The following is a 22,757-nucleotide window of genomic DNA, read 5'->3' as shown; positions in this document are numbered from 1 at the left end:
GATGAAGGGAAAGATCGTAAAAGGAATTGCCGGATTCTACTACGTTGACGTGGTAGGATCCGGTGTTTATGAATGTAAGGCAAAAGGTGTTTTCCGCAAGGAAAAGAGAAAGCCCCTGGTGGGGGATAATGTGGAGATAGAGGTGCTGGATGAGAAAGACAGGGAGGGAAATATTACGGAAATCCTTCCCAGAAAGAATGAGCTGGTGCGTCCGGCGGCGGCCAACGTAGATCAGGCGCTGGTGGTTTTTGCCGTGGCGAAGCCGGATCCGCATTTTCACCTTCTGGATCGTTTTCTGGTGATGATGGAAAGGAAAGAAATCCCTGTGATCCTGTGTTTTAATAAGGATGATCTGGGAACGGAAGAAAGGATTAAGGAACTCCGGGACATTTACCGGGACTGCGGATGTACGCTGGTGTTTGCCAGCGCAGGCATGCAGCGCAATATCGAGGAGATCCGCGGACTGCTTGCAGGGAAGACTACGGTGATCGCAGGGCCTTCCGGAGTGGGAAAGTCAACACTTATCAATCTTCTGCAGCCGGAGGCCAATATGGAGACAGGATCTATCAGCACAAAAATTGAACGGGGAAAGCATACTACGAGACATTCGGAATTATTCGCACTGGGAGATCATTCGTACATTATGGATACGCCAGGGTTCAGTTCCCTGTACGTGGAAGATCTTGAAAAGGAAGATCTGAAGTACTATTTTCCGGAATTTGCGCCTTATGAAGGAAGCTGCAGATTTAACGGATGTGACCATATCCACGAACCGGGCTGTGCGGTGAGGCAGGCCGTGGAAGAGGGAAAGATCCATCCCTCCAGATATGAGAATTATAAAGCGTTTTATGAAGAACTAAAAGGACAGAGGAGGTATTAGGTATGGAGTACATACTGGCGCCGTCGATCCTTGCGGCGGATTTTAAAAATCTGGGCTGTGAGATGAAAAAGACGGAAGAAAACGGGGCAGAGTATCTGCATTTTGATGTAATGGACGGTATGTTCGTTCCCAGTATTTCATTTGGGATGCCGGTGCTTGCGTCAATCTGCGGGGCGACAGAACAGGTGATGGATGTACACCTGATGATAAAGGAGCCGATCCGTTATATCGAAGACTTTAAGAAAGCAGGAGCCGATCTGATCACGATACATCTGGAGGCCTGCGAGGACGTACATGCGACAATCGCAAAAATCCGGGAGTGCGGGATGAAGGCAGGGCTTTCTATCTGTCCGGAAACGGATACAGAAGAGCTGGCGCCGTATTTAAAAGAGATTGATATGGTACTGATCATGAGTGTGCATCCGGGATTCGGGGGACAAAGCTTTATTCCGGAGTCCCTTTCCAAGATCCGCCGGACCAGACAAATGATCGCGGAGCAGGAGCTTTCTGTGGATGTTGAGGTAGACGGCGGCATTTATCTTACGAATGTAAAAGACGTGCTGGATGCGGGAGCAAATATCATCGTGGCAGGGTCTGCGGTGTTTAAAGGGGATGCCGGGGAGAATACTAAGAATTTCATGGAGATTTTAAAAAGCTATGAGTAAGAGAATTGTGATCGTAAGCGGCGGAAAGCTGGAAGAATCAGTGTGCCTTCCGATCCTGGAAGGACAGAAAGAGGGGTACATCATTGGTGTGGACAGGGGATTGGAATTCCTGTATCAGCACCAGATTATGCCGGATTACATTGTCGGAGATTTTGACAGTGTAAAAAAAGAGGTGGTGGATTACTACCGTGAAGAAACACATGCAGGTATCCGTGAGTACAACCCGGTAAAGGATGCGTCTGATACGGAGATCGCCATCCGCCTTGCCATGACGCTTGGAGGAACCGATCTGGTAATCCTGGGAGCGACCGGCGGACGGATCGATCATCTGTGGGCGAATGTACAGTCCCTGGCTATTCCGTTTAAGGCAGGCGTGCATGCCGAGATCCTGGACAGTCAGAACCGGATCTTTCTTCTGGGAGAGGGGGAAACCCATATTAAGAAGAGTGAGGCATATGGGCCGTACTTTTCGGTTTTTCCGCTGGGAGATGAAGTGTTTGGTTTCACGATCGAAGGAGCGAAATATCCGCTGCATGATCATGTGCTGACTCCGTACAACAGCCTGTGCGTCAGCAACGAGATTGCAGGGGAAGAGGTGGTGATCAGTTTTGGGGCGGGAATCGTGATCCTGATGGAGACCCGGGATAAGGAATAGGCAATGGACTTTTAGGCTCTGGTATGGTAAGATGTATCTGCTGTACCAGAGTTTTTTTCTGGTATTAAAATATATGGATGAGGAGATGTAACGATAGATGAAGCTTGGAATCGTAGGACTTCCGAATGTAGGAAAGAGTACATTATTTAATTCACTGACAAAGGCCGGGGCAGAGTCCGCCAACTATCCGTTCTGTACCATCGACCCCAATGTGGGCGTGGTAACGGTGCCGGACGAAAGGCTTAAGGTATTGGGAGACATGTACCACACAAAGAAGATCATCCCGGCGGCGATAGAGTTTGTAGATATTGCGGGACTTGTAAAAGGAGCCTCCAAAGGAGAGGGACTGGGGAATCAGTTCCTGGCGAATATCCGCGAGGTAGATGCCATCGTGCATGTGGTGCGCTGTTTTGAGGACAGCAATATCGTCCACGTGGACGGCAGCATTAATCCCCTGCGGGATATTGAGACGATCAATCTGGAACTGATCTTTTCGGATCTGGAGATTTTGGAGAGGCGGATCGCCAAGACGACCAAGGTGGCGAGAAACGATAAGACAGCTGCAAAGGAGCTGAAGCTTCTGGAAAAGATCAAAGCTCATCTGGAGGAAGGAAAGCTTGCCAAGACCTTTGACGGTGCGGAAGACGAGGATGAAGAGGCATGGCTTGCAAGCTATAATCTGCTGACTTATAAGCCGGTGATCTATGCGGCGAATGTAGCTGAGGATGACCTGGCGGACGATGGAGAGAGTAACGAAGGGGTACAGGCTGTCCGGGAGTATGCGGGGACAGAGCAGAGCGAGGTGTTTGTGGTCTGTGCACAGATTGAGCAGGAGATTGCAGAGCTTGACGATGATGAGAAAAAGATGTTTCTGGAGGATCTGGGATTATCAGAGTCCGGACTGGAAAAACTGATAAAGGCAAGCTATCGTCTGCTGGGGCTGATCAGTTACCTGACGGCGGGAGAGCCGGAGGTCCGGGCATGGACGATCACGAAGGGGACGAAGGCGCCTCAGGCGGCTGGAAAGATCCATACGGATTTTGAACGTGGATTTATCCGTGCGGAAGTGGTGTCTTATGATGACCTGATCGCATGCGGCAGTCATAATGCTGCAAAGGAAAAGGGACTGATCCGTCTGGAAGGAAAGGACTATGTGGTGCAGGACGGTGATATCATGCTGTTCCGCTTTAATGTATAAGGGAAGAGGGATAGAGGATGCACACGTTTATTGATTTTCCGAATCTGGGGATTCACCTGGAAAATGTTGGAAAGACAGTGACTGTATTTGGCTTTGATATTGCATATTACGGAATTACGATCGCTGTCGGCATGCTGGCGGGAATCCTGGTGGCAACCCAGGTGGCAAAAAGGACCGGGCAGAAGCAGGAGGACTATATTGATCTTGCGATTTTCGGGATTATTTTCGGTATTATCGGCGCCCGGATTTACTATGTGATTTTTGCCTGGGATATGTATAAAGATAATCTTCTGGAAATTTTTAATACCCGGCATGGGGGACTTGCCATCTACGGAGGTGTGATCGCGGCGGTGATCACGGTCTTTGTGGTAGCCCGTGTGAAGAAGATCCCGGTGGGACTGATGCTTGATATCGGCGGATGTGGATTGATCACGGGGCAGATGATCGGGCGCTGGGGCAATTTTTTCAACAGGGAAGCATTTGGGGAATATACCAATGGTCCTCTTGCCATGCGGCTGCCGCTGGATGCTGTACGAAGCTCTGACGTGACCCAGATGATGAGGGATCATGTACAGACGGTTGACGGAGTATCCTGTATCCAGGTGTCGCCTACTTTTCTGTATGAGTCCTTCTGGTGTTTGCTGGTGCTGATCCTGATGCTTCTCTACACCAGACGTAAGAAGTTCAATGGAGAAGTGTTTTTGCTGTATCTGGCCGGATACGGGGCAGGCCGGTTCTGGATCGAGGCCCTTCGGACGGATCAGCTGTGGATTCCGGGAACTGAGATTCCGGTATCCCAGGTGCTGGCTGGAACGCTGGTTATTGTATCGGTGATATTGATCATCTGGGGAAGAAAAAAGCAGAAAAAAGTAAGGGAGGCACAGGCATGATCGTAAAGAACGTAAAGGTATATCGGGAGGATCAGACATTTGCAGATGGAGAGATCAGAATCTTAGACGGCGTATTTGAAAAAGTCTGTACGGGAGCCGGAAGAGGGGAAGGAATCCTGGCGGAAAAGGATGAAACTGTGATTGACGGTGACGGCGCATATGCGATTCCTGGTCTTATCGACCTTCATTTTCACGGCTGTATGGGAGATGATTTCTGCGATGGCACCAAAGAGGCAATCGGAAGGATCGCAGAGTATGAGGCGTCAGTTGGCGTAACGGCGATTGCACCGGCTACTATGACGCTGCCGGTGGAGGAACTTGTGCGGATCCTTTCTGTGGCAGCAGAGTATAGAAGAGAAGAGGCTTCCGGGCAGGACGCCAAAATTCGTGCGGATCTGGTCGGTGTTAATATGGAAGGCCCGTTTATCAGTAAAATGAAAAAGGGGGCGCAGGATGAGCGGAATATTCTGCCCTGTGATGCTTCTATCGCACGCCGTTTTCTGGAAGCTTCCGAAGGACTGGTAAAATTTATTGGCATCGCTCCGGAGGAAAGTGAACATTCAGCTGCATTTGTGAAAGAAATGAAGGACGATGTCCATATTTCTCTGGCGCATACAAATGCGGATTATGACAGTGCAAAGGCTGCTTTTGACGCGGGTGCCAGTCATGCGGTACATCTTTATAACGCTATGCCGCCGTTTACACACCGGGCGCCGGGCGTAGTAGGCGCTGTGGCAGACAGCCCGCAGGTAATGGCAGAGCTTATCTGTGACGGTGTGCATATTCATCCGGCGGTCGTAAGAGCGACGTTTCAGATGATGGGGGCGCAGCGGATGATCCTCATCAGCGACAGTATGCGGGCTACGGGTATGCCGGACGGAAGATATACGCTGGGCGGTCTGGATGTTGATGTGGTGGGGAACCGGGCTACTCTGGTTTCCGATGGTGCATTGGCAGGATCTGCGACTAATCTGATGGACTGCCTGCGGACGGTGGTAAAAAAGATGGGAATCCCGCTGGAGACGGCAGTGGCCTGTGCGTCCGCCAATCCTGCAAAAAGCCTGGGAATCTACGACAGCTACGGTTCTGTCACGCCTGGGAAGAAGGGACATCTGGTGCTGCTGGATAAAGACCTGGAACTAAAAGCAGTGATCAAAGATGGGAAGGTGCTGTAATGGGAGAAACAGAACGACGCGGAGCCTGCCTGATCTGCGGGGCGGATCTGGTTTATTTTCAGGAGGCAAAGGAAATGACCTGTGTTTTCTGTGGGAAAAGGGAGTTAAGCCATGCATCCTGTAAAGACGGGCATTATGTCTGTGATGCCTGCCATGCCAGAAAAGGCATCGAGGCGGTTATGCGGGAGTGCCGGACTACAAAATCCAGAAATCCTATTGAGATCATGCAGAAGATCATGGCAGATCCGTACATTTATATGCATGGCCCGGAGCATCATGTGATGGCAGGTGCGGCGCTTCTGGCCGCGTATCATAACAGCGGCGGAGAAGTGGATCTTGACTGGGCGCTTGCGGAAATGAAAGAACGGGGCGGACAGGTGCCGGGCGGCGTGTGCGGGTTCTGGGGATGCTGCGGAGCAGGTGTCAGCACTGGCATCTATATGAGTATCATAACAAAAGCCACGCCTTTAAGCGGGAAATCCTGGGGGCTTTCCAACCGTATGACATCCAGAGCTTTAAACGCCATCGGTGAGATCGGCGGTCCCAGGTGCTGTAAACGTGATACCTTTACGGCTGTAAAAGAAGCCGTGCAGATGACAAAAGAAGAACTGGGCATAGAAATGGAACTGCCCGAAAAAATAGAATGTGGATTCCATGTGGAAAACCAGCAGTGTCTGCGTGGAAAATGTCCTTATCATCCAAAGGAAGATGCCACACGGGCGATGTCGAGAAGTTAAGCTGATCGACATCGCCCGTGTGGCATCTTTTTCTAAATAATATCATTTGATTTTCCATTTCAAGGAAATTATAAAATCTTAAAAATTTGAAGGTAGAGCCAAAAATATTCTATGTTTTCTCAAAGACAACTCCGATATACTGACAATATCAATAAAGGACGATAAAAGTCTTTAAAGAAGGGAGAAAAGTATATGAAAAGAAAGATGGCTTTATTGACAATCGCAGCAATGCTCAGCCTTTCTGTAGCTGCATGCGGTTCAAGCGGAGACTCGGGAAGCGGAGATTCTGGATCAGGGGAAAGTTCCAGTTCAAGCGGGGATGTGGCGAACAAGGACAAACCTCTGGTTTGGTTTAATCGTCAGCCTTCCAATAGTTCGACCGGAGAGCTGGATACGACCGCTCTGAACTTCAATGAAAATACATATTATGTAGGCTTCGATGCAAATCAGGGTGCAGAGCTTCAGGGAACCATGGTTAAAGATTATATTGAGGCTAACATTGATACTATTGACCGGAACGGTGACGGAGTGATCGGATATGTTCTGGCAATCGGAGATATCGGACATAACGATTCTATCGCACGTACGAGAGGTGTCCGCAAAGCCCTGGGAACCGGCGTTGAAAAAGACGGCAACATCAACAGCGATCCAATCGGAACAAACACAGATGGTTCTGCATCTGCTGTACAGGATGGGACCCTTGAAGTTGACGGCACATCTTATGTAGTCCGCGAGCTTGCTTCACAGGAGATGAAGAACTCCGCAGGAGCTACCTGGGATGCAGCAACAGCAGGAAATGCGATCGGAACATGGTCTTCTTCTTTTGGAGAGGATATTGATGTTGTTGTTTCTAATAATGACGGAATGGGAATGTCTATGTTTAATGCATGGTCCAAAGATAATGAAGTTCCTACTTTTGGATACGATGCTAATAACGATGCAGTAGCAGCTATCGCTGAAGGCTATGGCGGAACCATCAGCCAGCATGCGGATGTACAGGCTTACCTGACACTTCGTGTTCTGCGTAATGCCCTTGACGGTGTAGACATTGATACTGGTATCGGCACGGCAGATGAGGCTGGAAATGTTCTGAGTGAGGACGTATACAGATACAGCGAAGAAGAGCGCTCCTACTATGCATTGAACGTTGCAGTTACCGCAGATAACTATCAGGACTTCACAGACTCTACTAAGGTTTACGAGCCTGTTTCCAAACAGCTTGACGAGAGCGCATCTCCGGTGAAGAAAGTATGGCTGAACATCTACAATGCTTCTGATAACTTCTTAAGCTCTACTTATCAGCCGCTGCTTCAGAACTATGATGATCTTTTGAATCTGGAAGTTGAATACATCGGTGGTGACGGACAGACAGAGTCCAACATTACAAACCGTCTTGGAAATCCAAGCCAGTATGATGCGTTTGCCATTAACATGGTTAAGACAGATAATGCGTCTTCCTACACATCAATACTTAGTCAATAACAGTTATTGAAACAGGAATGAAGGGGTTATTAGGGAGAAGAAATTCTCCCTAATAACTTATTAAAAAGAGTTACTGAAAATTAATATAGCAATATGGGAACAGGAGTAAAAAGAATGGCAGATAAGAAAGATGATATCGTCTTATCGATCCGTGGCATGTGTAAGTCGTTTGGCCGCAACCGGGTACTGGATCACATAAATCTGGATGTAAAACAGGGAACGGTCATGGGACTGATGGGGGAAAACGGTGCCGGTAAGTCGACTATGATGAAGTGCCTGTTCGGTACTTATCAGAAAGATGAGGGAAAAATCTTTCTGGACGGGAAAGAAGTAAGCTTTTCCGGGCCTAAGGATGCTCTTGAAAATGGGATCGCAATGGTCCATCAGGAATTGAACCAGTGCTTGGAAAGAAATGTAATGGATAATTTGTTCCTGGGACGCTATCCGGTCAATTCTGTGGGAATCATTGATGAAGGCAGAATGAAAAAAGAAGCTTCCGAACTTTTCCGAAAACTGGGTATGACAGTCAATCTTACCCAGCCTATGCGGAACATGTCTGTGTCACAGAGACAGATGTGTGAGATTGCAAAAGCGATCTCCTACAATGCCAAGGTGATCGTTCTTGACGAGCCCACGTCCTCACTGACGGTGCAGGAAGTGGAAAAGCTTTTTGATATGATGCGGATGTTGAAAGAGCAAGGGATTTCTTTGATTTATATTTCTCATAAAATGGATGAGATTTTTGAAATCTGTGATGAGATCTCTGTGCTCCGTGACGGAAATCTTGTTATGACTAAAAGCTCCAAAGAGACAGATATGAACGAACTGATTGCAGCGATGGTAGGACGTTCTCTAGAGAACCGGTTCCCACCGGTAAACAACACGCCAAAGGATGTGATCTTGTCTGTTCAGCATTTGTCTACTAAATTCGAGCCGTATTTGCAGGATATTTCCTTTGACGTAAGAGAAGGAGAGATTTTTGGACTGTATGGTCTGGTAGGAGCGGGACGAACAGAACTTCTGGAAACCATTTTTGGTGTGCGCACCAGGGCGGCAGGGCGTGTGTATTTTAACAATCGTCTGATGAATTTTAACAGCGCAAAAGAAGCGATGGATCATGGCTTTGCTATGATCACAGAGGAGAGAAAGGCCAATGGGCTGTTTCTGAAAGGAGACCTGACCTTTAATACGACGATTGCAAATCTGGACAGCTATAAGACGGGACCAGCCCTCTCTGATGCCAAGATGGAGAAGGCGACAATGAAGGAAATCAAAGTCATGCGCACTAAATGTATGGGGCCTTCAGACATGATCACAAGTCTTTCCGGCGGTAATCAGCAGAAGGTGATCTTTGGGAAATGGCTGGAGCGGGAACCACAGTTGTTTATGATGGACGAACCGACCAGAGGAATCGACGTAGGTGCAAAGTATGAAATCTATGAACTGATCATCAATATGGCAAAACAGGGAAAGACGATCATCGTTGTTTCCTCGGAAATGCCGGAGATCCTGGGAATTACAAACCGTATCGGCGTAATGTCCAACGGTCATCTGTCCGGGATTGTCAATACCAAAGAAACGGATCAGGAGGAGCTTTTGAGACTCAGTGCGAAATACCTATAGTGAGGGAGATGGATAGATATGGCAAATGGAAACAGTAAAGTTCTGACGGCTGAGCAGGAAATGAAGCTTCGCCAGCCGATCGAAGAACATGTGGGAGAGATTCAGGCAAAGATCAACAGTTTGAGAGAAGACGGTACGGACCAGGTCGTGTCTCTTCAGAACAAGATTGATGGGATCAGGAGAGATAAGAGCCGGACAAAGAGTGAGCGGGAAAGCGCGATCGCAAAGCTTCAGAAGGAACTGGAGACGGCGAAAGCGGTAGAAGCAAAGAATAAAGACGAGATATCCAAACTGATTGCCAGGGCAGAGGCATATCTCAAAGAACATTTTGACAAAGACTATTATGAATCAGTAAAGGCCAGCTGCGAAGCTGAGAAGGCCGAAGCAAAAGCGGCATATCAGAAGAGGCTGGCAGAGCTGGAAAAAGAACATAAGGAGACGGTTGCAAAGCTTTCTGACCACCAGGAGGTCAAGGATGAGAATTATGTTTATAAAAATCGTCAGTTTGACGCGAAGGTAGGGCTGGAGCAGAACCTTCAGCAGATCAAGGACCGCAGGCATGCTGCATATACCTATAAATATCATCTGATCGATATGCTGCGTATGTCCAAATTTACATTCCTGGAGACAACTGCACAGAAATGGGAGAATTACAAGTATACATTCAACCGGAGGGCATTTCTTTTACAGAATGGATTGTATATTGCTATTATCCTGATTTTTGTTGCCCTGTGTGTCATTACACCGATGGTCAAAGGAGCGCCGCTTCTTACATATAATAACGTGTTGAACATTCTGCAGCAGGCATCGCCGAGAATGTTCCTGGCGCTGGGAGTAGCAGGCCTGATTCTTCTGGCAGGAACAGATCTGTCTGTCGGACGTATGGTAGGTATGGGCATGACAACGGCCACGATTATTATGCATCAAGGCGTCAATACAGGAGGCGTATTCGGACATATTTTTGATTTTACAGGAATGTCTATTGTAGGAAGAATGATTCTGGCGCTGGTAATGTGTATTCTTTTATGTACATTTTTTACAACGCTGGCGGGATTCTTTACTGCTAAGTTTAAGATGCACCCGTTTATCTCTACCATGGCAAATATGCTGATGATCTTCGGTCTTGTAACTTATGCGACCAAGGGAGTGTCCTTTGGAGCTATCGAGCCTTCGATCCCGGCGATCATTATTCCAAAGGTAAATGGTTTCCCGACCATTATCCTTTGGGCAGTAGCCGCTATCGTGATCGTGTGGTTTATCTGGAATAAAACCACTTTTGGCAAGAATCTTTATGCAGTCGGAGGAAATCCAGAGGCAGCGGCAGTATCAGGAATCTCTGTATTTGCTGTAACTGTAGGAGCATTTGTACTTGCCGGAATTCTCTATGGATTTGGTTCCTGGCTGGAATGTGCGAGAATGGTTGGTTCTGGTTCCGCAGCTTACGGACAAGGATGGGAAACTGATGCAATTGCAGCCTGTGTAGTAGGTGGTGTGTCCTTTACAGGTGGTATCGGTAAGATTTCCGGCGTGGTAGTCGGTGTGCTGATCTTCACAGCCCTTACCTATTCTCTTACAATCCTTGGTATTGATACCAATCTGCAGTTTGTATTCTCGGGTATCATCATTCTTGTGGCGGTAACCTTGGACTGCCTGAAATATGTACAGAAAAAGTAATAAGTGAACCGGATAATATACAACAAAAACCAGATCCGCATTGGACAGAGACGGACCTGGTTTTGTTGTATTTGCTGAAGATAGAGAAAAATGCTGACATGGATTTATGCATTTGGTATAATGAGAAAGGTTTGGCAGGTGAAATAGAAACAAAAGGAATGAGAAATATGGATAAATACACGGTACTGTTGGTAGATGACGAGGAAGAAGTTATTCAGGTCATTATGAAGAAAATAGACTGGGAAGAGCTTGGACTTTCCGTGATCGGCTACGCAAGTAACGGAGTCAAGGCTCTGGAGCTAGTGGAAGAATTTCAGCCGGACATTGTGATGACGGATATTAAGATGCCCTATATGGATGGGATGGAATTATCCCAGCAGATCAAGCGAGAGTTTCCGGCAACAAAGATTTTGATCTTTACAGGCTTTGATGAATTTGAATATGCCAAGGAAGCGGTCCATCTGGAGGTGGAAGAATATATCTTAAAGCCGGTCAACGCGGCAGAGTTAAAAGAAGTTTTTATTCAGGTAAAGAACAAACTGGATCAAGAGATCAGTGAAAAGAGAAGCGTGGAGGTTCTGCAGAGATATTATATGGAATCCCTCCCTGTTCTGCGGGCAAACTTTTATTCGACTCTGATCGAAGGAAGGATCCAGGAAAATGAGCTTCCGAAATATCTCCAGGATTATCAGATCGCGTTTGCGGGCCCATTATTTTGCTGTCTGGTGATCCATACATCTTCCAGACAGGTGCCGGAAGGCATGAACCCCCTTCTGCTGGACACGTCTGTGCGAAAGCAGGCGGAGGAACGGCTTGGAGAAAAGTGGCGGGCGAAATCGTTCTCTTATCTTGGGAATACCGTTATGATCGTTCAGTTTGAGGAGGAGTGGCAGGTGGCAGACTTGACGGATGAATGTGACAGATTCTGCAGATATGCCCGCCGTATGATCGGAGCGGTAGTCACTGTGGGAGTGGGAAAGGTGTGCCGGGATGTCCTGGAACTGGCCAAGTCCTACATCGGAGCAAGGGAAGCAGTTTCCTACCGGGCAATCTATGGTGCTTCGCGGGCTGTTAATATTCGGGAGATCGATCCGCAGGAGACAGCCGGAGGCAATCCGACAGATGATACCAGGCTGGGGGAACTGTTTAAAAGAATCTGTCTGGGATCTGAGCAAGAAGTGCGGGAAGCTGCCGACAGATATCTGGCGAAGAATTCATTTCCTGCCCAATCTCTTCAGGGGCACCAGATTGCGATTATGGAACTGGTGAGCGGGCTGTACCGGTTTTCCGCAAATCACGACATTTCAATGGAGGCGTTTGGGAAAAGAGTCGATGATCTTTACAGAACGTTTCTTGACCTGGAGCCGGAAGCGCTGAGAGAAAGACTTATAGACATCTGTCTTTCTCTGCATGAACAGATGATCCGTGCGAGAAGTATGTCTACGCAGTCTTTTGTCACAAAGGCGAAGGAGTATGTGCAGACCCATTATTTTGAGGCGGAGCTTTCGCTGGATACGGTATGCAGGGAGCTGGGCGTGTCGAATTCCTATTTTTCTACGGTCTTTAAAAAAGAGGTGGGAAAATCTTTCATTGGATATTTGACAGAATACCGCATGGAACAGGCTTTGCGCCTCCTTCTGGAAACCAATGACAAGAGCTATACCATCGCAAAAAGCGTAGGATATACAGATCCAAATTATTTCAGCTATGTATTTAAGAGACAGTTTGGCGTATCACCTTCAAAGTACAGGACGGAGTATACAGGAAGTGAAAGATAAGTATATTGCTCGTTTAGAAAAGTTAAAGCCGGAAGGGATCCAGTCAACACTTATGATTGCGTTTTCTGTGATTTCTATCTCTATCATGATGGTCATTGGGATCGTCATGTATATGTGGTTCTCCATGTCGACCCGTCAGGAAGTGGTACATACTTCCCGGACAATGATGGAGCAGACGGGGGAGAATCTGGAGGATTATCTGATCCGTATGCGCCAGATTTCGGATGTGGCTTACTACAATGTGGTAAAAGAGAACGATTTCTCTGGCCAGTCAGAGAAAATCCAGGAGGGTATGAATCTGCTGTATGAGGCCAACCGGGATAACCTAAGGAGTATTGTAATCTATAATAATTACGGAAGCCTTCTGGCGGCGGAACCGATTGTCTCCCAGAAGGAGGACCCGAACGTTACGAAGCAGGAATGGTTTATACAGGCAATGGATGAAATGGAAAATATGCATTTTTCTACTCCTCATATTCAGAACCTGTTTGACGATGGAACCCAGCGGTATTACTGGGTGATCTCCTTAAGCCGGGTAGTGGAACTGACGAATCGGGGAGAATCACAGCTTGGGGTATTGCTGGTAGACATGGACTACAGCGGTATCTCGCAGATGATGACGCAGATTAATTCTACCAGCAGCGGGCAGTATTATTATCTATGCGACAGCAGCGGGAAGATCATATATCATCCCAAGCAGATACAGATCAGCGATGGGATCATCAGTGAAAATAACAAGGTCGCCGCCCAGTGGGATGACAATGTTTATGATGAATACTTTGGGGGAGAACACCGGAAGGTTATCGTCAATACCGTCAGCTATACAGGATGGAAACTGGTGGGAGTGATTCCATATTCCACATTTACCCACGGAATGGCTGATCTGAGGTATTTTATCATCATTCTGATTCTTTTGATGGTCATGATGCTCATGGTGATCAACCGGGTGATTTCCGTACGTATCTCCAGGCCTATCTTAAGGCTTAACGATTCTGTTGTGGAGTATGAGGCGGGAGAGAAGCCCAGTATCTATATCGGCGGTTCACAGGAAATCCGGCATCTGGGTTATTCGATCCAAAAGTCCTATGAACAGATTGATCTGCTTATGAAAGAGATCGTATGGGAACAGAATGAGAGGAGAAAAAGTGAACTGGAAGCACTCCAGAGTCAGATCAATCCTCATTTCCTGTATAATGCGTTGGAGTCGATTACATGGATGGTGGAGGGAGAGAAAAATGACGAGGCTGTATTTATGATCTCACAGCTTGCCAAGCTTTTCCGGATCAGTCTGTCAAAAGGGCGGACGGTGATCACGGTAAGGGATGAGCTTCAACATGCGGAAAGCTATATGAATATCCAGAAGATCCGGTATAAAAATGCCTTTTCTGTTACCTTTGATGTGGACCCGGCGGTATATTCCTACTGTACAGTAAAGCTGATCCTGCAGCCGATTCTGGAAAACGCCATCAATTATGGTGTGAGTGGTCTGGATGATTCGGGAGAGATAAAGATCACGGGCAAGCTGGAAGGAGAAAGGATCATACTGGCTGTGGAGGATAATGGCATTGGCATGCCGAAAGAGGAAGCGGATCTTCTGCTTACGGACAGTCAGAGAGTGCAGAAGAAAGGATCAGGAGTAGGGCTTGTAAATGTAAAGAACCGGATCCAGATTCTGTTTGGAAAGGCATATGGGCTGGTTATCGAGAGTGAACCGGATGAAGGCACTACCGTCTTTGTTCACCTTCCGGCAGTACCATATACAGAAGAAAACCGGACAATACTGGAACAGGGCCGGGCTATTTTTGCGGAGGAAGAAAATGAGAATAAGACAAAGAATCGGAAAGATGAAAAACAGTAAAAAGATGTTTATTCTCATAGAAGCAGCCCTGGCAATGGCGGTGATTATACTGGCGGTCATCATGTTTCTTGGGAACAATGTCAATGACAGAGAAAGAGTGTCTGTGATCGTACAAAACTCTGACGACAGCCAGTGGGCGGCGTTTAAATATGGCCTTAAGATGGCGGCAGAAGACCAGAAAATTGAAATGTTTGTTGTGGGCACTGAAGGGGCGATGTCTGCGGAAGATGAGAAAAATGTCATTGAGCAGGAGATTGATAACGGAGCGGATGCACTTATTATACAGCCGGCAGCAGGGGAAGATACGGAGGAGATGTTAAAGGATATTTCCCAGAGAATCCCTGTACTTCTCGTAGAATCTGAGACGCTGGGTGATAAAGAATCACCTGAAATCCCGGTGATACAGGCGGATAATTACAGCATGGGAAGAACTCTGGCAGAAGAGCTCTTAAAGGAATATGACGGGAATCTGGAAGGAAAGACCATAGGGATTGCGGTGGAGACAGAAGCGTTGGAAGCGACCAGGAGTCGAAGAGAAGGGTTTATGGATGGCCTGGAGGAATCTGGAGCTGATGTACGCTGGTCGGTTTCAGGAGCATTTGGACAAGGAAGGAAAAGTTTAGAAGCTCAGCCGACAGTGGATTTGGTCGTGGCGCTTGATGACCGCAGCTTGACGGCAGCAGGAGAGGCAGCGGCAAAAAATGATCTTCATGGAGCACTGGTATATGGGATTGGAAACTCTTCGGAGGCAGTATACTATCTGGATATAGGTGTAGCAGAATGTCTGGTGGTACCGGACGAGTTTAGTGTGGGATATCAAAGCCTGACAAGGCTTGCGGAGAATCTGAGACGGTTTTTTAAATCAGCAGAAGGTAGTACTGTTACACACACGGTGATCAGAAAGGAGAATCTGTTCACGGAAGAAAACCAGGAGATTATTTATACAATGAGTCAGTAAAAGTCTGAATAACTAACAGGGGAATGAAGAAATGAACGGGAAGAGGTTTCTGGCAGCAGTAGTTTTGTGCTGTTTTAGTATTTTAGGAATGTCTGCCTGCAGGAGTCAGCAGGCGGGCGGGAGTGATAAAATTTATGTGGGAGTTGCCAGCTATAACCAAAGCGATACCTTTATCAGCGAATTGGTGGGCTGTTTTGAGGAGCAGCTGAATAGGCTTGAGAGCGAGAAACGGCGGACAGTAGTAACGATCCGGGATGCGGCCGGGCAGCAGCGCAAGCAGAACGATCAAGTAAAAGAAATGCTGGATGCGGGATGTAATGTGCTTTGTGTGAACTTAGTAGACCGGTCAGATCCATCGGAGATCATTGATCTTGCAAGGGAACATGATGTGCCTATTATATTTTTTAACAGAGAGCCTGTGGCGGAAGATCTGCTGCAATGGAACCGGCTTTATTATGTGGGGGCGTATGCGAAAGAGTCCGGTATCATGCAAGGGGAACTGGCGGCGGATCTGATACAGGAAGATGCCTCGATTGATCGAAACAGAGACGGACAAATCCAGTATGTGGTACTGGAAGGAGAGCCCGGGCACCAGGATGCAATCATTCGGACAGAAAATGCGGTAGATACTTTGAAGAGCAGGGGGGTGAAACTGGAAAAGCTGAGTTATGGGATTGCCAACTGGAATCGGGCGCAGGCCCAGAACCGGATGCTTCAGATGATCGGGCAACACCAGAACCAGATAGAGCTTGTTCTGGCTAATAATGATGATATGGCACTTGGTGCAATTGAAGCCTACGAGAAGCTCAATCGCACAGAGGCCAGTATGCCGGCCTTTTTGGGGATTGACGGTACGGATGTAGGATTAAAGGCCGTGGTAGATTTGAAACTGGACGGGACTGTATACAATGATAAGGAAGGCCAGGCGGAGGCAATGGCAGAATTGGCGGTCGCAGCAGTGACAGGTACAGGAATGGATAAAATTGAATTTGTAAATGAAAGATACATATACCTGCCCTATGAGAAGGTGACAAAAGAAAACGTCCGGGAGTTCCTTGCGGAGTGAAAGAGAAAACGGAAGGCGCCACAGAATGGGGCGGCCTAATTTTAGGCTTGACAAATATCCACAAATAGCATAAGATTGCAATCAGATGAAACAAATATGTCGAAAGGCTTGGAAGAGAGCAAGTAGTATCCGGGACACCCGAACAGAAAGCTGCCGGCTGATGAGAGGCGCACGAAGGAACCGCATATGAATACGTCTCGGAGCCTCGCACTGAACCCTGGGACAGGAAGTAGGCAGCGACGGGTTGGCGCGCGTTAAAGTGCCAGGCTGTGAACGGATAAGATATGCGGGAGCAGCCGGATGAGGTCGGCATCGCAAGATGCCGGTGAAGCAAGGTGGTACCGCGGAAAATGTAGATTCGCCCTTACTGTGAAAGCAGTAAGGGCTTTTTATATGTTTTGAAACATGTCGGCAGGAGATCCTGCGAAGAGAAAAGGAGGGGGGAATATGGAGAAGCAAAAGAAAGTGAGTAAAGCAAAACAGAGGATTGTCGATAATTATGAAAGGCAGAAGGCAGATTTTGAGCAGCGTGGATATAAAGAATATTCGGAGGTGTTTTCGGCAGCAAAGGCCAATGCAATGGTCTTTGTGACATCTTTTCCAGTGGCACTGATCCTGATTCTGATCTGGGTTTTGGCGGACCGGGGGCCGATCTGGACTGCCGATCTGAATTTTATATTGGTGCTGGCTCTGGTACTTGTCACAGTATACATTCACGAAGTGCTTCACGGCGTAGGCTGGTGCCTGGGAACAAAAGAAAAGTGGAAAAGTATCTATATCGGCATGATGTGGTCGAGCCTTACGCCTTACTGTCATTGTAAAGAACCACTGGAGCCGGGGAAATATTTATTTGGATGTCTGTTTCCGGGAACAGTTTTGGGGATTGGAATCTACGTGGCGGCTTTCGCTACGGGAAGCAATTTCCTCTTGTGGGTTAGCCTTTTTAATGTACTGGCGGCGGGAGGGGATCTGCTGATCGCCTGGTATGCCAGGAAATACCGGACCGGCTATGTGCTGGATCATCCTACGGAATGTGGGTTTGTCATATTTCAGAAGTAAATAAATAATTAAAATAAGTTCAGAAATGAAAAGGAGAAAAGATATGGGAATCTATGAAGAATTACAGGCAAGAGGGCTGATTGCCCAGGTAACGGATGAGGAAGAGATCCGTGAACTGATCAACAACGGAAAAGCAACTTTCTATATCGGGTTTGACCCAACTGCAGACAGTCTTCATGTGGGACATTTCATGGCACTGTGCCTGATGAAGCGTCTCCAGGAAGCTGGAAACAGGCCGATCGCACTGATCGGAGGCGGAACCGGTTACATCGGCGATCCGTCCGGAAGAACGGATATGCGTTCTATGATGACGCCGGAGCAGATCCAGCATAACTGTGACTGTTTTAAGAAACAGATGAGTCGTTTTATTGATTTCTCGGAAGGGAAAGCATTGATGGTCAATAATGCAGACTGGCTGCTGGATCTGAACTACATTGAGATGCTGCGTGAGATCGGACCTCATTTTTCCGTCAACCGTATGCTGACAGCAGAGTGCTACAAGCAGAGAATGGAAAAGGGGTTAAGCTTCCTGGAGTTCAACTACATGATTATGCAGAGCTATGATTTCTATGTGCTGTACCAGAAATACGGCTGCAACATGCAGTTTGGCGGCGACGACCAGTGGAGCAATATGCTGGGCGGAACAGAACTGATCCGCCGGAAGCTGGGCAAAAACGCCTGTGCGATGACCATTACGCTGCTCTTAAATTCTGAGGGCAAGAAAATGGGCAAGACTCAGAGTGGAGCTGTCTGGCTGGATCCAAATAAAACTTCGCCTTTTGAGTTCTACCAGTACTGGAGAAACGTGGCGGATGCAGACGTGCTGAAATGTATCCGGATGTTAACTTTCCTTCCGCTGGAGGAGATTGACAAGATGGACGCATGGGAAGGCGCTAAGCTTAATACGGCAAAAGAAATCCTGGCATTTGAACTGACCAAGCTGGTACATGGTGAGGAAGAAGCCAGAAAGGCCCAGGAGTCTGCAAGGGCACTGTTCAGTCAGGGAGCGGCGGCGGAAATGCCGACCACAGAACTTACAGAGGCAGACCTGACGGACGGAAACATTGATATCCTGACCATGCTGGTAAAATCCGGTCTGGTACCGTCAAAGTCAGAGGCCAGACGTGCGGTTCAGCAGGGCGGCGTGGCCGTAGACGGTGAGAAGGTAACGGATATCTATGCAGCATTTGCCGGTGAGACTTTAGGAGGCGACGGCGTGGTGCTGAAAAAAGGAAAGAAAAATTTCCGTAAGATCGTATTGAAATAAAAGGATATAAAACTCCATATAGTCACTGCCAGAGATTTATGCTACTATATACACAAAGCATTATATTTCTGGCAGTTTTTCTTTAGCGGCAGTTGCCGTGTCTGAATTTCTAAAAAGATCTAAAAGAAATCTCAATGCTTTTCATTTCCATTTATAAAAAGGCAGGGAGATTTCCTATAAGGTTGCATTTTTGCCGGAAATCTCCTGTAAGAAAAAGGAGGTTTTTATGAGCAGGAATTCCTGAGAAAAACCGGGCGGAGGCGAAGAGAATGAGCATTTACGAATATGACCAGGAAAAACATTTAAGGCAGGAGCGAGAAGCATCCTGGGAAAAAGGAAGAGAGGTGGGGAAAGAAGAGGGAAGAGAAGAGGGAAGAGAAGAAGGCATGAAGCTGTTGGATGATTTGTATGGGCTTCTGGCGGAAAGCGGCCGTACCGATGATATTCTCCGGGCGACAAAGGAACCGGAGTACAGGGATAAGCTGCTGCAGGAATTTTTGGGAAGATAATGGCTGCAAACCAATATAGAAATGTAAGAATTTTAAGAAAGAAGAAGAACGGAGTTGCTGTGTCAAATTATGGACGCAGCAGCTCCTTTATAATATCCATATATTGAAAACGGACATTTAATGGAGTATAATATTAAAAAATATCCAATTATGGAAAGTAAAGGAGGCCATTTATGGATATTCAAGATCTGAAACGAATGAAAAAGGAATCAGGGATGACAAATGCCAAAATAGCTGAACTGTCAGGCGTTCCTTTAAGTACGGTGAATAAAATCTTCTCCGGGGCGACAAAGAATCCTCGTTATGCTACGCTGCTGGCTGTTGAGCAGGTACTTGTTTCAAAGGAGAAAATTCCATTCAGCTATGACCGGTTTAAAGAGGAGCCTGTCCTCTTGCGGGAAGAGACCGCTCCTTATGCGTATTCCGCACGCGAATATGACGGTAAAGATATGGAGAATCTTTCAGAGTACAGCCGGGCGGAACTCATTAACGGGAAATTGTATATGCTGTCCTCTCACAGCCGGCAGCATCAGTATTTGACAGGAGAACTGTTTTTTGAGATTAAAAGTTTTATCCGGAAGCATCAGGAGGACTGCGAAGTATACTTGTCTCCTTTTGATGTACGGCTTTTTAAAGATGATTCGGCAGTCGTGCAGCCAGATCTTCTGGTGGTATGTAATCGTGATATCCTGACAGAAAAGGACTGCTCTGGTCCGCCGGACTGGGTGGTCGAGATTACATCAAAGAGCAACTCTTCCCATGACTATGTGCGTAAGCTCATGCTGTATCAGAAAGCAGGGGTCAGAGAATACTGGATCATTGATCCATTCCGGGAACAGATCCTGGTTATTAATTTTGAAGATCCGAAGAAAAGCGGTGAGTACACATATGCCGACCCGGTGCCTTCCGGGGTGTTGGAAGGATTGAAGATCCGGCTTGGCGGGATACAGGAGAGGTTTTAGCTTTTTCCGGCTGCATTATGCTTGGCATTACGCTTAATAGTTTCTTTGTTAAAATTAGAAAAATTATACGTCTGTTCTGCAAAAATATGCTAAAATAAAATGACTATATTTTTTTCAGGAGGGTACATGAGATGGCTGTTTTGGACGAAATGAAGAATCTGGAAAATCAGAAAAAGGAATTTATGGCACAATTAGGAGAAGTTTATTATAAAAACTGTAAGGCGGATGGCGCAGATGTTCCTGGAGAGGCAGCCGGGATCATTGCAAAGATCGATGAGACGGACAGACAGATGAAGCTTTTGATAGAGCCGGAAACAGTCCGGGCAGGAGAACAGGAGCCCCCGGTTGAAGAAGCGGAAGAAGTGCAGTCTGAGTATCAGGGAAGTGTATGCCCTAAATGTGGCGCTCCGGTGGAACCGGATCAGATATTCTGTGTGAATTGTGGTACAAAACTCGAAGAAGAGGCTGCAGAGCAGACGGAAATCATCAGCGATATTCTAAATGATATCCAGTCAGAAGAAAGAGAAAAAGCTGCGGCCAAAGAGATTGATGAGCCGGAGGAGAATGTATGCCCAAGGTGCGGTGCTCCTGTGGAGGAAGATCAGGGCTTTTGCATCATCTGTGGGGCAAAATTGGAAAAAGCAGGGGCAGGCGCTGCATATCAGGCGGAGCCGGAGCGCCCGGCAGGACCGAGGATCTGCCCGAACTGTGGGAAGGTGCTTCCGCCGCAGATGCGTTTTTGTACATCCTGCGGGACAAAAATGAATTAGTCAGGCGACGTTTTTATACATAAGAATATGAATGTGGGAAGAGAGAGAAGTTAGTACGATGAGATGCAAAAGATGTGGCAGTGAAATTCAGGACGGGGATATGTTCTGCGGGAATTGTGGATGGAAGGTAGAAGAAAAGAAAAAGCCGGTGATCCCGATCATCATAGGGATCGTGGTGGTCGTGCTGATCGCCGTAATCGGTATCTTCTGGTATCTGCATCATCAGGAACAGAAAAAGGTAGAAGAGAATCTGGCAAAGTTCCAGGAAAGAGTAGAAGAGGGAAAGAAAGAGTCTGAAAGCGATCAGGCGGATACGGCGGACCAGGAGAAAGCAGAAGATGCTGATGAGGCAGAAGAAGATACAGAGGATGCGGAAAATACAAGGCAGGCTGCGGATCCGACAGAGGGTGGGATCCACAGATATGAGTATATGATCAGCGACGTGACATGGACACAGGCATACCAGGAATGTCTGGACCGGGGTGGATATCTGGTCAGGATCAACAGCAGAGAGGAGTATGATTATATCATTTCACAGCTGAACAGCCGGGGACTTTCCAATATCCAGTTTAAGATTGGCGGTATGAGAGCGACAGATTCAAGAGATTATTACTGGGTGGATGAATCCGGCCAGATGTATGGGGACGTGATCAATTCCGGAAGCTACTGGTGCGCGTCTGAATGGATGGCAGGGGAGCCCAGCTACCAGGACGGAGCGACACAGGAGCAGTATCTGGATATCTTCTATCATCAGAACTCAGGGAAATGGGTATGGAACGACGTGCCGGATGATATTCTGGCGGCGGTTCCATCATTTAGCGGGAAACTGGGATATATTTGCGAATATGAAGAATAGGAAAACGAGAGAGTAAAGTGAGGAGGGAACGGATATGTTTTGCAGTCATTGCGGACAGGAATTAAAAGAAGGAGGAAAGTTCTGCCCAAGGTGCGGTGCGCCGGTTGACCCGGCAGCGGGAGCAGGCTTTAGCACAGGATATCAAAAAATGAATCCAGGGCCTCAGGGGGCAGTGATGAAAAAAGGCGTATCCCCGGCGGTGGCGGCTGTGATTATCGGAGTGATCCTGGTGTGTATCGCAGGGGCCGTATTTATGGCATATTTCCTGTTTTTCAGGAATACTTATAAGACGCCGATCAAAAATCTGGTAAAAGTCATGGAAGATCAGGATACAGATGCCGCCCTGGCGCTGATCCCGGAACGGTACCTGAAGGTGATGGAGGGCGTTACCGGTATGGATTCGGATGAGCTGGCAGATATGCTGGAAGATGAACTGATCAGCGGTTTTGACGAATATACCGGAGATATTAAAGTAGATTATGATATAGGAGACGCCAGAGATCTGACCGATTCTGAGATTCAGAGCCTGGAGTCTGATTATATGGGATATTTGGGCGATATTGAGGATGCAAAAGAAGTAGAATTTTCCTATGAAATGTATGTGGACGGAGAACTCCGGGATTCAGGAGAAGATGAGCAGCTCACAGTCATTAAGCTTGATGGAAAATGGTATCTTAATCCGGGAGATATGTAAA

General features: G+C 47.3%; 21 protein-coding genes. All 21 read left to right on the top strand.

Going from position 1 to position 22,757, the window contains the following annotated elements; translation table 11 throughout:
* Position 1 precedes the first annotated feature (1 nt).
* The 21 genes from rsgA (at position 2) to BKD12_RS12660 (ending at position 22,756) form a co-directional block, all read left to right on the top strand.
* Complete coding sequence (gene rsgA, locus BKD12_RS16665; RefSeq protein WP_070089725.1) at positions 2–880, top strand: ribosome small subunit-dependent GTPase A; 879 nt, start codon at positions 2–4, stop codon at positions 878–880.
* 2 nt (positions 881–882) lie between these two features.
* Positions 883–1,545: a ribulose-phosphate 3-epimerase gene (rpe, locus tag BKD12_RS12755; protein ID WP_070089724.1), complete on the top strand. Its 663-nt coding sequence runs from the start codon at positions 883–885 to the stop codon at positions 1,543–1,545.
* Positions 1,538–2,200: a thiamine diphosphokinase gene (locus BKD12_RS12750; protein ID WP_070089723.1), complete on the top strand. Its 663-nt coding sequence runs from the start codon at positions 1,538–1,540 to the stop codon at positions 2,198–2,200. Before rpe ends, BKD12_RS12750 begins: the two co-directional genes overlap by 8 nt.
* Before the next feature lie 97 nt (positions 2,201–2,297).
* On the top strand, positions 2,298–3,398 hold the full coding sequence (ychF, locus tag BKD12_RS12745) for a redox-regulated ATPase YchF (protein ID WP_070089722.1): 1,101 nt from the start codon (positions 2,298–2,300) through the stop codon (positions 3,396–3,398).
* Positions 3,399–3,415: 17 nt separating this feature from the next.
* Positions 3,416–4,288, top strand: coding sequence for a prolipoprotein diacylglyceryl transferase (lgt, locus tag BKD12_RS12740; protein ID WP_070089721.1), 873 nt, complete (start codon positions 3,416–3,418; stop codon positions 4,286–4,288).
* A complete protein-coding gene (gene nagA, locus BKD12_RS12735; protein WP_070089720.1) occupies positions 4,285–5,463 on the top strand; it encodes an N-acetylglucosamine-6-phosphate deacetylase in 1,179 nt (392 codons plus the stop codon). Before lgt ends, nagA begins: the two co-directional genes overlap by 4 nt.
* On the top strand, positions 5,463–6,200 hold the full coding sequence (locus tag BKD12_RS12730) for a DUF5714 domain-containing protein (protein ID WP_070089719.1): 738 nt from the start codon (positions 5,463–5,465) through the stop codon (positions 6,198–6,200). The genes nagA and BKD12_RS12730 overlap by 1 nt, the downstream gene beginning before the upstream one ends.
* A 192-nt stretch (positions 6,201–6,392) precedes the next feature.
* Positions 6,393–7,682, top strand: coding sequence for a substrate-binding domain-containing protein (locus BKD12_RS12725; protein WP_070089718.1), 1,290 nt, complete (start codon positions 6,393–6,395; stop codon positions 7,680–7,682).
* A 114-nt stretch (positions 7,683–7,796) separates the two neighbouring features.
* Positions 7,797–9,305: a sugar ABC transporter ATP-binding protein gene (locus BKD12_RS12720; RefSeq protein WP_070089717.1), complete on the top strand. Its 1,509-nt coding sequence runs from the start codon at positions 7,797–7,799 to the stop codon at positions 9,303–9,305.
* An 18-nt stretch (positions 9,306–9,323) separates the two neighbouring features.
* Positions 9,324–10,979, top strand: coding sequence for an ABC transporter permease subunit (locus tag BKD12_RS12715; protein WP_070089716.1), 1,656 nt, complete (start codon positions 9,324–9,326; stop codon positions 10,977–10,979).
* A 167-nt stretch (positions 10,980–11,146) separates the two neighbouring features.
* On the top strand, positions 11,147–12,757 hold the full coding sequence (locus BKD12_RS12710) for a response regulator (RefSeq protein ID WP_070089752.1): 1,611 nt from the start codon (positions 11,147–11,149) through the stop codon (positions 12,755–12,757).
* On the top strand, positions 12,747–14,615 hold the full coding sequence (locus tag BKD12_RS12705; RefSeq protein WP_070089715.1) for a cache domain-containing sensor histidine kinase: 1,869 nt from the start codon (positions 12,747–12,749) through the stop codon (positions 14,613–14,615). The genes BKD12_RS12710 and BKD12_RS12705 overlap by 11 nt, the downstream gene beginning before the upstream one ends.
* Positions 14,575–15,573 carry a substrate-binding domain-containing protein gene (locus BKD12_RS12700; RefSeq protein ID WP_242872771.1) on the top strand — a complete coding sequence of 333 codons (999 nt, stop codon included), beginning with the start codon at positions 14,575–14,577 and terminating at the stop codon, positions 15,571–15,573. The genes BKD12_RS12705 and BKD12_RS12700 overlap by 41 nt, the downstream gene beginning before the upstream one ends.
* A 31-nt stretch (positions 15,574–15,604) precedes the next feature.
* On the top strand, positions 15,605–16,639 hold the full coding sequence (locus BKD12_RS12695) for a galactose ABC transporter substrate-binding protein (protein WP_070089714.1): 1,035 nt from the start codon (positions 15,605–15,607) through the stop codon (positions 16,637–16,639).
* A 447-nt stretch (positions 16,640–17,086) separates the two neighbouring features.
* Positions 17,087–17,698 carry a DUF3267 domain-containing protein gene (locus tag BKD12_RS12690; RefSeq protein WP_070089713.1) on the top strand — a complete coding sequence of 204 codons (612 nt, stop codon included), beginning with the start codon at positions 17,087–17,089 and terminating at the stop codon, positions 17,696–17,698.
* 43 nt (positions 17,699–17,741) lie between these two features.
* Positions 17,742–18,965 (top strand): tyrosine--tRNA ligase, encoded by a 1,224-nt coding sequence (gene tyrS, locus BKD12_RS12685; protein ID WP_070089712.1) that lies wholly within the window; start codon positions 17,742–17,744, stop codon positions 18,963–18,965.
* Between the two features lie 269 nt (positions 18,966–19,234).
* Entirely contained in the window at positions 19,235–19,474 is a 240-nt protein-coding gene (locus tag BKD12_RS12680; protein WP_070089711.1) for a hypothetical protein, read from the top strand.
* A 173-nt stretch (positions 19,475–19,647) separates the two neighbouring features.
* Positions 19,648–20,436, top strand: coding sequence for a Uma2 family endonuclease (locus tag BKD12_RS12675; RefSeq protein ID WP_070089710.1), 789 nt, complete (start codon positions 19,648–19,650; stop codon positions 20,434–20,436).
* Positions 20,437–20,567: 131 nt separating this feature from the next.
* Complete coding sequence (locus tag BKD12_RS12670) at positions 20,568–21,206, top strand: zinc ribbon domain-containing protein (protein WP_070089709.1); 639 nt, start codon at positions 20,568–20,570, stop codon at positions 21,204–21,206.
* Between the two features lie 58 nt (positions 21,207–21,264).
* A complete protein-coding gene (locus tag BKD12_RS12665; RefSeq protein ID WP_070089708.1) occupies positions 21,265–22,062 on the top strand; it encodes a lectin-like protein in 798 nt (265 codons plus the stop codon).
* 34 nt (positions 22,063–22,096) lie between these two features.
* Positions 22,097–22,756: a zinc-ribbon domain-containing protein gene (locus BKD12_RS12660; protein ID WP_070089707.1), complete on the top strand. Its 660-nt coding sequence runs from the start codon at positions 22,097–22,099 to the stop codon at positions 22,754–22,756.
* Position 22,757 lies beyond the last annotated feature (1 nt).

Origin of the sequence: Merdimonas faecis, from assembly GCF_001754075.1 — a bacterium.
GTDB lineage: Bacteria > Bacillota > Clostridia > Lachnospirales > Lachnospiraceae > Merdimonas > Merdimonas faecis.
The sequence above is the reverse complement of the archived record's forward strand: the minus strand, read 5'-3'. Positions and strand labels throughout refer to the sequence as shown.

Coding starts and splice junctions, on each gene's coding strand:
- BKD12_RS12715 (WP_070089716.1), top strand. CDS start 9,324: ATGGCAAATGGAAACAGTAAAGTTCTGACGGCTGAGCAGGAAATGAAG.
- lgt (WP_070089721.1), top strand. CDS start 3,416: ATGCACACGTTTATTGATTTTCCGAATCTGGGGATTCACCTGGAAAAT.
- BKD12_RS12695 (WP_070089714.1), top strand. CDS start 15,605: ATGAACGGGAAGAGGTTTCTGGCAGCAGTAGTTTTGTGCTGTTTTAGT.
- BKD12_RS12670 (WP_070089709.1), top strand. CDS start 20,568: ATGGCTGTTTTGGACGAAATGAAGAATCTGGAAAATCAGAAAAAGGAA.
- BKD12_RS12725 (WP_070089718.1), top strand. CDS start 6,393: ATGAAAAGAAAGATGGCTTTATTGACAATCGCAGCAATGCTCAGCCTT.
- ychF (WP_070089722.1), top strand. CDS start 2,298: ATGAAGCTTGGAATCGTAGGACTTCCGAATGTAGGAAAGAGTACATTA.
- BKD12_RS12730 (WP_070089719.1), top strand. CDS start 5,463: ATGGGAGAAACAGAACGACGCGGAGCCTGCCTGATCTGCGGGGCGGAT.
- BKD12_RS12720 (WP_070089717.1), top strand. CDS start 7,797: ATGGCAGATAAGAAAGATGATATCGTCTTATCGATCCGTGGCATGTGT.
- BKD12_RS12665 (WP_070089708.1), top strand. CDS start 21,265: ATGAGATGCAAAAGATGTGGCAGTGAAATTCAGGACGGGGATATGTTC.
- rpe (WP_070089724.1), top strand. CDS start 883: ATGGAGTACATACTGGCGCCGTCGATCCTTGCGGCGGATTTTAAAAAT.
- rsgA (WP_070089725.1), top strand. CDS start 2: ATGAAGGGAAAGATCGTAAAAGGAATTGCCGGATTCTACTACGTTGAC.
- nagA (WP_070089720.1), top strand. CDS start 4,285: ATGATCGTAAAGAACGTAAAGGTATATCGGGAGGATCAGACATTTGCA.
- BKD12_RS12690 (WP_070089713.1), top strand. CDS start 17,087: ATGGAGAAGCAAAAGAAAGTGAGTAAAGCAAAACAGAGGATTGTCGAT.
- BKD12_RS12710 (WP_070089752.1), top strand. CDS start 11,147: ATGGATAAATACACGGTACTGTTGGTAGATGACGAGGAAGAAGTTATT.
- tyrS (WP_070089712.1), top strand. CDS start 17,742: ATGGGAATCTATGAAGAATTACAGGCAAGAGGGCTGATTGCCCAGGTA.
- BKD12_RS12660 (WP_070089707.1), top strand. CDS start 22,097: ATGTTTTGCAGTCATTGCGGACAGGAATTAAAAGAAGGAGGAAAGTTC.
- BKD12_RS12700 (WP_242872771.1), top strand. CDS start 14,575: ATGAGAATAAGACAAAGAATCGGAAAGATGAAAAACAGTAAAAAGATG.
- BKD12_RS12680 (WP_070089711.1), top strand. CDS start 19,235: ATGAGCATTTACGAATATGACCAGGAAAAACATTTAAGGCAGGAGCGA.
- BKD12_RS12675 (WP_070089710.1), top strand. CDS start 19,648: ATGGATATTCAAGATCTGAAACGAATGAAAAAGGAATCAGGGATGACA.
- BKD12_RS12750 (WP_070089723.1), top strand. CDS start 1,538: ATGAGTAAGAGAATTGTGATCGTAAGCGGCGGAAAGCTGGAAGAATCA.